Annotated in this window: 9 protein-coding genes; all 9 read left to right on the top strand. The window is 38.4% G+C overall.

What is annotated here, in order from left to right; genetic code table 11:
* The first annotated feature begins 175 nt into the window (after positions 1–175).
* The 9 genes from BAMA_RS22525 (at position 176) to BAMA_RS22485 (ending at position 11,742) form a co-directional block, all read left to right on the top strand.
* The gene (locus tag BAMA_RS22525) at positions 176–493 is read left to right on the top strand and encodes a DUF3784 domain-containing protein (RefSeq protein ID WP_200874719.1); all 318 of its coding nucleotides are present in this window, start codon (positions 176–178) and stop codon (positions 491–493) included.
* A gap of 125 nt (positions 494–618) precedes the next feature.
* The gene (locus BAMA_RS22520; protein ID WP_034644088.1) at positions 619–1,104 is read left to right on the top strand and encodes an RNA polymerase sigma factor; all 486 of its coding nucleotides are present in this window, start codon (positions 619–621) and stop codon (positions 1,102–1,104) included.
* Entirely contained in the window at positions 1,101–2,090 is a 990-nt protein-coding gene (locus BAMA_RS22515) for an anti sigma factor C-terminal domain-containing protein (protein ID WP_034644086.1), read from the top strand. Before BAMA_RS22520 ends, BAMA_RS22515 begins: the two co-directional genes overlap by 4 nt.
* Before the next feature lie 195 nt (positions 2,091–2,285).
* Positions 2,286–3,230, top strand: a complete 945-nt coding sequence (locus BAMA_RS22510) for an L-lactate dehydrogenase (RefSeq protein ID WP_034644084.1) — start codon at positions 2,286–2,288, stop codon at positions 3,228–3,230.
* Positions 3,231–3,548: 318 nt separating this feature from the next.
* The gene (gene glgB / locus BAMA_RS22505) at positions 3,549–5,477 is read left to right on the top strand and encodes a 1,4-alpha-glucan branching protein GlgB (RefSeq protein ID WP_034644092.1); all 1,929 of its coding nucleotides are present in this window, start codon (positions 3,549–3,551) and stop codon (positions 5,475–5,477) included.
* On the top strand, positions 5,425–6,555 hold the full coding sequence (locus tag BAMA_RS22500) for a glucose-1-phosphate adenylyltransferase (RefSeq protein WP_034644082.1): 1,131 nt from the start codon (positions 5,425–5,427) through the stop codon (positions 6,553–6,555). Before glgB ends, BAMA_RS22500 begins: the two co-directional genes overlap by 53 nt.
* 17 nt (positions 6,556–6,572) lie before the next feature.
* Positions 6,573–7,604 (top strand): GlgC family sugar phosphate nucleotidyltransferase, encoded by a 1,032-nt coding sequence (locus tag BAMA_RS22495; protein WP_034644080.1) that lies wholly within the window; start codon positions 6,573–6,575, stop codon positions 7,602–7,604.
* Between the two features lie 69 nt (positions 7,605–7,673).
* Positions 7,674–9,152, top strand: a complete 1,479-nt coding sequence (glgA, locus tag BAMA_RS22490; protein WP_034644078.1) for a glycogen synthase GlgA — start codon at positions 7,674–7,676, stop codon at positions 9,150–9,152.
* A 181-nt stretch (positions 9,153–9,333) separates the two neighbouring features.
* Positions 9,334–11,742, top strand: a complete 2,409-nt coding sequence (locus BAMA_RS22485) for a glycogen/starch/alpha-glucan phosphorylase (protein WP_034644075.1) — start codon at positions 9,334–9,336, stop codon at positions 11,740–11,742.
* Positions 11,743–11,860 lie beyond the last annotated feature (118 nt).

The raw sequence follows: 11,860 nt of genomic DNA, 5'->3' as shown, positions 1-11,860 counted from the left end.
TTTTCTTCATCCCCCACTGAGTGTTAGCCCGTTAATGCGGGATAAAAGATTATATCCGTAATGAGAACTTGTTGATGTTAAACAGCATAAACAGTTTGCTAAGTTATATTATGTTATAATAGATGGATAATATTGTATTTTTATATAGAGGTAGTATAGAGAGGAGCGGAAGCATATGGGTGGCATCATTGGTGGTTTAATTGTTCTCATTCTTTTTCTTTTATTAGGAATTGTATTTTCAAAAGGAAAAGGAGCATTTCTCATTGCTGGTTACAATACGTTATCAGGCAGTGAAAAAGAACAATATAATGAAACTGAACTTTGTAAGTTCATGGGCAAGATGATGTACGGTTTTTGTTTTTGTATCTTATTATTGTTATTAAGTGATTTTTTGGAGATACAAATGCTCTTTATTGTTGGGATAGTTCTGTTTATAGCTCTTATTATATTTTTAATTGTGTATACCAATACAGGGAACCGTTTTAAGAAATGACTTTGAATAAGTAATATAAGCGAGTGATGTTAAGGGATCACTCGCTTTTTTATTTGAAAAAAGATGAAATATGTTTGTATACTTTTTCCACTCTCAGTCGTCTAACTAATGGAAAGGAGTAAGCGATGAACTATGAAGAGATTATTATTCAAACGTCCAAAAGTATTTACAGATACTTTTTAAAGCTAGGTGTTCATCCAATGGACGCTGAGGATATCGTCCAGGATACGATACATAAAGCATTATTATCGATGCAACAAATGAAAATTAAACATGTGAAAACGTGGTTATTTCAAATTGCGATTAATAAACATCGCGATCTTTTGCGACGGCAAAAGCGGATAGAACAAGTTCCACTTGAATCTGTGCAGCTTATCGGTAAAGGGGATTTAGAAGGACATGTCTTAACGAAAGAACTGCAAGTAGAACTACAAACAGTGTTAAGCGATATGAATCCGATGTATCGTCATATGTTGCTATTGAAGTATGAATACGAGTTGTCCTATAAGGAAATCGGCATGTTATTAGAAATGAAAGAAGATACAGTGCGAGTGTCGTTATACCGTGCGCGTAATGAGTTTAAGAAAATATATAGGAGGCGAAATGAATGAGTAGAGATGAATTTGATTTTGATGTAGATGACAGCAAAGTTGAGCGGATGCTAAAGAAGGCGAGGTGGAAACAATTATTTAAAATGATATTGATTTCTAGTGTATTGTTTATTGTCTTATCTTTAGGGGGGGCGATTGGATTGTCGCATTTACAACAACGTGCTTATAATGATACAACTCGTGATGTAGAAATGATGCGTCATATTACAAGACCAAATACAGAACTCGGAGCGATTACAAGACATGATGGATTACTGAAAAGTACAGTGGAATATCAAACATATAAAGTTATTGAAGGACAGCCAGTAGCTTGGGAAGAGGAAGTATATACTTTTAAAGTTTGGAATAGTTTCCGGGAGCTTACAAATAAAAATCCTTTGACGATCGTAGATGATGCGGTAGTTGGCCTTGGAAAGATTGATCAAACAAGTGAGAGGTATAATTATCAAACAATGCAAAGAGATATGCAATTTTACTTTCCATTTTTGGCATACCATGAGTATATCAATGATGCCAAATCGTTACATGATGAGAATACAGTAGCTGAATTAGCGGTATCATTTGATAGTTCATATACAGTTTCGGAAATAAAAGAGATGCTACCTGAAGGTGTTCGGCCAGTTTGGTATTGGGTGGATACATATGATGATAAAGAGTGGTATAAAGGGGATGATCCGCAATTCTTTACTGAATCTTCATATGATGTATATGGATTCTCAGCACAGCAAGGAGAGATTGAGTATGGAAACGGAACAGAAAAAGACTTTCTACTCGCAATCGAATCGGGACTAAAAGCAGAAGGGAAATATTACGATGAATATAAACGTCTATACAATTATTTAAGAGGCGATAAGAAGAAACCAACAGAAGAAGACGTAAAAATATTTGGTGTTGTTGTGACTGGAACAGAAGCGGCTTTAGGACAGTTACATGAAGCATCGTATGCAAAGGCGACGGCTTTAGGGGCTACGGCGGAGAAGCGATAGTATTATAGAAAAGACTACCTTGTTCAATAAATAAGGTAGTCTTTTCACTGTATGTGAAAAAGTTCACAAACAAGACACATAATGTGAAGTATTTCACAAACAAACGTGCTACAATATGTTTGTAAGGAAGTTAACCAACAAAAAACATTATGAAATTGATTTCAACTTTGATTTATATAGAGAGGAGATTTTACCATGAAAAAAGGTATTAATCGTGTTGTATTAGTAGGAACAGGTGCTGTAGGTTGTAGTTATGCATATTCTATGATCAACCAAGGCGTTGCTGAAGAGTTTGTTCTTGTTGATGTAAATGAAGCGAAAGCAGAAGGGGAAGCGATGGATTTAAGCCATGCTGTACCATTTGCACCATCACCAACAAAAGTGTGGAAGGGTAGCTATGAAGATTGCAAAGATGCGGATATCGTTTGTATCACTGCTGGGCTACCACAAAAGCCAGGTGAGACTCGCCTTGATTTAGTTGAGAAGAATGCAAATATCTTTAAGCAAATTGTTCGCAGCATTATGGATGCTGGCTTTGATGGTATTTTCTTAATCGCAACAAACCCAGTTGATATTTTAACTTACGTAACTTGGAAAGAATCTGGTTTACCGAAAGAGCGTGTCATTGGTTCTGGTACAACTCTCGACTCAGCTCGTTTCCGCTACATGTTAGGTGATTACTTCGATGTGGATCCGCGTAATGTTCATGCTTATATCATTGGTGAACACGGTGACACTGAACTTCCTGTATGGAGCCATGTATCTATTGGCGTACAGAAACTACAAACAATTATGGAGAAAAATGCGCAGTACAAACAAAGCGATTTAGATGACATTTTCATCAACGTACGAGACGCAGCTTACCACATTATTGAACGTAAAGGCGCAACTTATTACGGAATTGGGATGTCACTCCTTCGCGTAACAAAAGCAATTTTAAATAACGAAAACAGCGTTCTTACTGTATCTGCTTATCTAGAAGGACAATATGGTGAAAGTGATGCATACGTAGGTGTTCCAGCTGTTATTAACCGTGAAGGTATTCGTGAAATCGTTGAACTTGAATTAAACGAAGAAGAAAAAGCGAAATTTGCTCATTCTGTTAAAGTATTAAAAGAAACAATGGAACCTGTATTGTAAGAAGAGTTATAAATCTTTGTTCTAACTTTATGTATATCCCCAATTATACCCCTGTAAGTTAGAACGAGGTTGTTTATAAATGAAACGCACTCTATAGTAGTAGAGTGCGTTTTTTTATTATTCTAAAATAAAACGCTTACAATAAATTTTCGTCAAATTTCGCTATTTTTTGGTGTAAAACAGTGAATTTATTATGAATTACTCCGAAAAAACGTATATTTTTTAAATGAAACGCAAGGATATTTCAATTTTCTGAAGAATAGTAATAATATATTTGAAATCTTGTCAGCTTAGTGAGGTGAGCAGAGTGTGATTGAGATGAAGGGAAAAAAAGAGAGCATGATCTTGTTTCATGAAGAGAAAATGTATAACAGTTATGAAATGCTAGGTGCTCATGTGACGACTGAAAATGGAGTCATAGGAACACGCTTTTCCGTCTGGGCTCCTCATGCAAAGACAGTAGGTGTTGTCGGTGATTTTAATGAGTGGGATAGCACAAATCATATGATGGAGCGCGTAACAGACGAAGGGATATGGTCGTTATTTATTGCGGACATCGGTGAGCATACGGTATATAAGTATGCGATTGAAACGCCGCATGGTCATACGATTTTAAAAGCGGATCCGTATGCAACGTATGCAGAAGTACGTCCAAATACGGCGTCTGTCGTTTACGATATAAACGGATATACGTGGAACGATCAAAAGTGGATGAAAAAGAAGAAACGTAAAGCAATTTATAACGAACCGTTATCCATTTATGAAATGCATTTTGGTACATGGAAGAAGAAAGGTGATGGCTCACTTTATTCGTACCGGGAAATGGCAGATGACGTTATTCCATACATAGCGGAGCATGGATTTACACATATTGAAATTATGCCGCTTGTTGAGCATCCATATGATCGTTCTTGGGGATATCAAGGAACCGGTTATTATGCCGTGACAAGTAGATATGGTACACCGAAAGACTTTATGTATTTTGTCGATGAATGTCATAATTATGGAATCGGTGTCATTTTAGATTGGGTTCCAGGACATTTTTGCAAAGATGCACATGGATTGTATTTATTTGATGGTGAACCAACGTTTGAATATCAAGATATCGATGTGCAAGAAAATCGTGTATGGGGTACAGTAAACTTCGACTTAGGAAAGCAAGAAGTACGAAACTTCTTAATATCAAACGCTCTGTTTTGGTTGAAATATTATCACATTGATGGCTTTCGCGTCGATGCAGTGGCGAACATGCTGTATTGGGAAAGAGAAGGACAGCAGCAAAGCAATGAGTATGCGGTTTCCTTTCTGCAGCAGCTAAATGAAGCTGTTTTTGCTGAAGACGAAACGGTATTAATGACAGCAGAAGATTCAACGGCATGGCCGCTCGTAACCGCACCGACGTATGAAGGTGGACTAGGCTTTAATTATAAGTGGAATATGGGATGGATGAATGATGTCCTAAAATATATGGAGTGCGCGCCGGAGTATCGAAAATATATTCATGACAAAATGACATTTTCGCTTCTGTATGCGTACTCAGAAAATTTTATTTTACCGCTTTCGCACGATGAGGTTGTACATGGGAAGAAATCATTGCTGAACAAAATGCCGGGCAACTACTGGGAGAAGTTCGCTCAGCTTCGTTTATTGTACGGTTACTTCTTTACACACCCAGGGAAAAAGCTCTTATTTATGGGTGGTGAATTCGGTCAGTTTGATGAGTGGAAGGACCTTGAAGATTTAGATTGGGAACTTCACGACTTTGAAATGCATTGTTACATGCATGATTATTTTAAAGAGCTCATAGCATTGTATAAGCGCTCCAAGCCGCTATGGCAACTTGATCATAGTCATGAAGGTTTTCAGTGGATTGATGCGGATAATAGAGAACAAAGTATTTTCTCGTTCATTCGTAAAGGGGAGAAAGAAGATGAGATTTTAGTTATTGTATGTAACTTTACGAATGCAGTGTATGAAACATACAAAGTAGGCGTGCCAGAGTTTCAATACTATAACGAAATCTTAAACAGCGATGTTGAAGAATATGGTGGGTCTGGGCAAGTGAACAAAAAGCGTTTGAAAACGATTATGGAGCCATATCATAATCAGCCAGCTCATGTAGAAATCACAATTCCACCATACGGTATTTCGATTTTACGGCCAGTGAAAACAAGAAAGGGGAGTAAGAAACAAGATGGTACAAAAGCAGACGTGTGTAGCAATGTTACTAGCAGGGGGAAAAGGTAGCCGTTTAAGCGCCTTAACAAAAAATTTAGCAAAGCCAGCTGTTCCATTTGGCGGTAAATATCGAATTATTGATTTTACGTTAAGCAATTGTGCCAATTCTGGCATTGAAACAGTTGGAATTTTAACGCAATATCAACCGCTCGAACTTCATAGTTATATCGGAATCGGGAGTGCATGGGATTTAGACCGAGGGAATGGCGGGGTAACAGTATTGCCGCCGTATGCGGAATCTTCGGGGGTGAAGTGGTACACAGGAACGGCAAGTGCCATTTATCAAAACTTAAATTATTTACGACAATACGATCCTGAATATGTGCTCATTTTATCCGGCGACCATATTTATAAGATGGATTATAGTAAAATGTTAGACTATCATATTGAAAAAGAAGCGGATGTTTCTATTTCTGTTATTGAAGTACCATGGGATGAAGCGAGCCGATTTGGCATTATGAATACGAATGAAGAGATGGATATTGTGGAGTTCGAAGAAAAGCCACAATATCCAAAAAGTAATTTAGCATCGATGGGCATTTATATTTTCAATTGGTCTATTTTAAAAGAGTATTTAGAGATGGACGCGAGAAACCCAGAATCTAGTAATGATTTTGGAAAGGACGTTATTCCGCTTTTATTAGACGAAGAGAAGAAACTTGTCGCGTATCCGTTTAGTGGTTATTGGAAAGATGTTGGAACGGTAAAGAGTTTATGGGAAGCGAATATGGACTTATTGTCTGAAGACTCCTCTTTAAACTTATATGAGCGTGACTGGCGTATTTGTTCCGTGAATCCGAATCATCCACCGCAATATATGGCGGAAACGGCAAAGGTCGAAGAATCATTGATTAATGAAGGGTGCGTTGTGGAAGGTGATGTGCAGCACTCTGTTCTTTTCCAAGGGGTTACAGTTGGAGAGGGTAGTATCATTACAAATTCAGTCATTATGCCAGACGCGAAAATCGGTAAAAATGTCATTATCGATAGAGCGATTGTGGCGCCTGGATTTGTTGTAGAAGACGGGACGATTATTCGCCCTGAAAAGAATAATGAAGAAGTCGTATTAGTAGCGGAAGAAAATTAAAGAAGGAGGATACGAGAATGAGAGAATCAATGTTAGGAATTATTAACGCAACGGGGGAGTTTCCTTCTTTACAGCAAGTGACAAAGCATCGTTCGTTAGCGGTACTACCGTTTGGTGGACGTTATCGTCTCATCGATTTTATGCTATCAAATATGGTGAATTCTCGTATTCATAGCGTCGCGATTTTTACGAGTCATAAAAACCGCTCACTTATGGATCATATTGGTTCAGGAAAGCAATGGGATTTAGACAGGAAGCGAGATGGGCTGTTTTTATTCCCACCAAACTGCCAGTGTGATCAAGATGAGTTCGGTTCATTTGACCATTTTCGCCGCAACATTGACTACTTTCAGCGAAGCAAACAACAGTATGTCGTCATTACAAATAGCCATGTTGTAACATCAATTAACTTCCAAGCTGTGCTCGAGCGTCACTTACATACAGGGGCTGATGTGACGGAGGTTTGTCATAACGGAAAGCAATTGCAGACATACGTATTAAAGAAAGACTTATTGCTTCACTTATTTGAAACGTATAAAGACCGTGGTTATTATAGCTTAATTGATGTCGTTAGAGATCGCCGCGGCACAGCGTTCCATATTGAAACATATGAGCATACAGGTTATGTTGCAGTTATTGATTCAATCGAAAGTTATTATAAGCATAGTTTAGAGATTTTGCATCCGAGCGTTTGGAAGGAACTCTTCCCAAAAGAAGCACCAATCTATACGAAGGTAAAAGATGAGCCGCCAGCGCGTCATGGAAAAGAGGCTCACGTTCACAATGCAATGATTGCGAATGGTAGCGTAATTGAAGGAACAGTTGAAAATAGCGTTGTCTCTCGTTCTGTAAAAATTGGAAAAGGTTCTATTATTCGTAACAGTATTATTATGCAAAAGACAAAAATTGGAGAGAACTGTATAGTAGATGGGGTCATTATCGATAAGGATGTTAAAATTGAAGATGGCACAATTTTACAAGGTACAGCTGACAATCCATTTGTTGTAGAAAAAGGAACGGTGTATGAAGCGGAGATAAAAAACGTATAGAACGAAGGGAGGATACTGCAAGAAAGCATAGACAAAGAGCGTCTATGCTTTTCGTGCAGTAAAAAACTTGTGAATATTTTATTTGCAGTATCAGAATGCGTACCATTTATTAAATCAGGCGGGCTTGCAGATGTAGCAGGTGCATTGCCGAAAGAATTAAAAAAGTTAGGTGTGAATGTCCGTATTATGTTGCCAAAGTACAGTTTAATTTCTCAGCATTTGCTGGAAGACTGTACGCTGCATAAAGTAATTAACGTGAAGCTCGGCTGGCGCAATCAATATTGTGGGATTTTTAAAACGGAGCATGATGGCATTACGTATTACTTAATCGATAACGAATATTATTTTAAAAGAGATTCTTTATATGGACATTATGATGATGGTGAGCGTTTTTCCTATTTTTCACGAGCTGTATTAGAGAGCATCCCGCACTTAGATTTTGAAGTAGATGTGCTTCATTGTCATGATTGGCATACAGCAATGGCAAACTTTTTTCTGCGCGAATCATATAAAGGAAACCCGCTCTATGACAAAATCAAAACGGTATTTACAATTCATAATCTACAGTTTCAAGGTGTATTTCCACGCAGTGTAATGCATGATTTATTAGAGCTTGGTAATCGATATTTCGATAGTGAGCAGCTTGAGTTCTACGGAAATATTAATTTTATGAAAGGTGGCATTATCGCTTCTGATAGGATTACAGCGGTAAGTCCGACATATAAAGATGAAATTCAATATTCATTTTTTGGTGAGAAGCTAGACGGCTTGCTTCGTAAATACAATAGTAAACTGTCTGGGATTGTAAATGGCATTGATGACGCCTTGTATAATCCAAAATACGATGAAACAATTACAATGCCATATGATGCAGATACAATACACTTAAAGCAAATAAACAAACGAGCATTGCAGCGTTATTTTGGTTTACCTGAGAAGGAAGAAGCTCCAATTATTGCGATGGTAACACGGTTAACTGAGCAAAAAGGACTAGATTTAGTACGTCATGTATTTCATGAAATGATGGCTGAAGATGTCCAATTTATTGTACTCGGATCAGGTGCTGCGGAATATGAGCATTTCTTTGAAGAGATGGCGTATATATATCCTGAAAAGGTGAAAGTATATATCGGCTTTAACGAAGCACTTGCACATCAAGTGTATGCAGGTAGTGATCTGTTTTTAATGCCATCATTGTTTGAGCCATGTGGACTTGGACAGTTAATTGCACTTACATACGGAACGATTCCAATTGTTCGTGAAACAGGTGGATTAAACGATACGGTGCAGTCGTATAATGAAGTGACAAGAGATGGAAATGGCTTTAGCTTCGCTCACTTTAATGCACACGATATGTTGCATACAGTAAGGCGTGCCCTGTCCTTTTATCATAAGGAAGAAGAGTGGAATGCCCTTGTGAAACAAGCAATGCTGCAAGATTATAGCTGGAAGCAATCCGCTTTAAAGTATAAAGAGTTGTATGAAGGATTGTTTCCGCAAGAAGAAAAGAAACAAAGCCGAAAAGGGACTGTTGTGACCGTGAAATAAAGTGAAACTTCACTCAGTGGGGGCATTCATCCCTCGCTGAATGTTAGCCCGCCCAATCGGGCTTTTACAGCTCGTTAATGCGGGATAAATGAATTTTCTCTCCCATCTTAACTGCGGTACCATTTGCAAGTTTTAAGGTGGGAGTTCTTAAGTATGATCCCACCAAGGAGAGGTGAAAGATTTGTTCTCGAATACAGAAAATTTTAAGGCGGCTTTTTTAGAAAAGTTAGAGATGATTCATGGGAAAAGCTTTAAAGATTCTACTGTGCGTGATCAATATAATACACTCGGTCATATGGTGCGTGAATATGTGAATCAGCGTTGGATTGAGACAAATGAACGATATCGTATGAATAATGAAAAGCAAATGTATTACTTATCGATTGAGTTTTTACTCGGTCGTTTGTTAGGAAGTAATATGCTCAATTTAGGCATACGTGATGTGTGTGAACAAGGTCTAGCTGAACTTGGAATTGATTTAAAAGAGCTAGAGGAAAATGAAGCGGATGCCGGTCTTGGAAACGGTGGTCTCGGCCGATTAGCGGCCTGTTTTCTCGATTCACTCGCTTCGCTAAATCTTCCTGGTCATGGCTGTGGTATTCGTTATAAGCATGGTTTATTTGATCAAAAGATTGTTGATGGCTATCAAGTTGAATTACCAGAACAATGGCTGCGTCACGGGAATGTGTGGGAAGTCCGGCGCTACGATCAAGCGGTGGAGGTGCATTTCTATGGACAAGTTGAAGCATCAAATGTAAATGGGCGCTTACAATTTCGTCATACGAATGTGGAAAGCATTACAGCAGTTCCGTACGATGTGCCAGTTGTTGGGTATGAAACGAGCGCGGTAAATACACTTCGCCTTTGGAATGCAGAGCCACTCCCATTTCCACCAAATTGTAAGGATGTGCTCAAATATAAGCGTGAAACAGAAGCGGTCTCGGAATTTTTATATCCTGATGATACGCATGATGAAGGAAAAATACTTCGACTGAAGCAGCAGTATTTCCTTGTGTCAGCAAGCTTACAAAATATTGTTCGCCTTCATAAAGAGCGGAATGGAACCGTTCGTAATTTACATGAAAAGATTGCAATTCATATTAACGATACGCATCCCGTATTAGCGATTCCAGAGTTGATGCGTTTGTTATTAGATGAAGAAAAGCTGAGCTGGGACGAGGCATGGCATATTACAGAGCAGACGATTTCGTACACAAACCATACGACGTTATCCGAAGCGCTTGAAAAATGGCCAATTCATATTTTTCAGCCGTTATTACCGCGCATTTATATGATTATTGACGAAATTAACGAGCGCTTTTGCCAGCAGTTATGGGAGCGGTATCCGAATGATTGGACACGCATTGAACATATGGCCATTATCGCACACGGAGTCGTGAAAATGGCGCATTTAGCGATTGCTGGTAGCCATAGTATAAATGGCGTTGCGAAAATTCATACGAATATTTTAAAAGAAAGAGAGATGCGTTTATTCCACGAGTTTTATCCAGAGAAATTTAATAATAAAACGAACGGAATTACACATCGGCGTTGGTTATTAAAGGCGAATCCAGAGTTATCACACCTTATCACAGATATGATTGGTGATGAATGGCAAAAGGATCCTATTAAACTACAAGCACTCCAGCAGTATCGTTACGATTCCGCATTTCAAGATTCCATTAATGATGTAAAAGGAATCCGAAAAGGAATTTTAACAGAGCACATTCAAAAACAAACGGGCATTATCGTTGATTCGCAGTCGATTTTTGATGTGCAAGTAAAAAGGCTTCATGCCTATAAACGCCAGCTGTTAAACGTCCTCCATATTTTATATTTGTACAATCGTTTAAAGGAGGACTCAAGCTTTACATTTTACCCACGCACATTCATTTTTGGAGCGAAAGCATCACCAGGATATTACTATGCGAAAAAGATTATTAAACTCATTCATGATCTTGCGCAGAAAGTAAATAAAGACCCATACGTCAGTCAATATATGAAAGTTATTTTTCTAGAAAACTACCGCGTTTCACTTGCGGAGCATATTTTCCCGGCAGCGGATATAAGTGAACAAATTTCAACCGCGAGTAAAGAAGCATCCGGAACAGGCAACATGAAGTTTATGATGAATGGTGCTGTCACACTTGGAACACTTGACGGTGCAAACGTTGAAATAAAAGAAGAAGTTGGTGACGATAATATTTTCATTTTCGGTTTAACAGCAGAAGAAGTACAGCACTACTATGAAAATGGTGGCTATCGTGCAAGTGACTATTATCACCATAACGTATATATTCGAAAAATGATGGATCAGCTGACAAATGGATTTTTTGCTGAAGCAGGTGATGAATTTGAGGCAATTTTTGACGCGCTTATCATTCAAAATGACGAATACTTTGTCTTACGGGATTTTAGCCCATATGCCAATATACAAGAAGTAGCTGGGCGTACGTATGAAGATCGCCGGCGCTGGCTCGCAATGTCAATTATGAACATTGCAAAATCCGGTTATTTCTCAAGTGATCGTACAATTTTGCAGTATAGTCATGATATTTGGCATATTGGGAGTGGAATGCAAGTGACGTGATGGGGAAAGTTATCGAGGAAATAGATTTCGTTATAAAAACAGCTTGGGTTTCCAAGCTGTTTTATCCCGCATTAACAGCCAGTAAATGCCCGATTGGTCGGGCTGAGTGAAGTTTCAC

The organism is Bacillus manliponensis (genome assembly GCF_000712595.1).
Taxonomy (GTDB): domain Bacteria; phylum Bacillota; class Bacilli; order Bacillales; family Bacillaceae_G; genus Bacillus_A; species Bacillus_A manliponensis.
The sequence above is the reverse complement of the archived record's forward strand: the minus strand, read 5'-3'. Positions and strand labels throughout refer to the sequence as shown.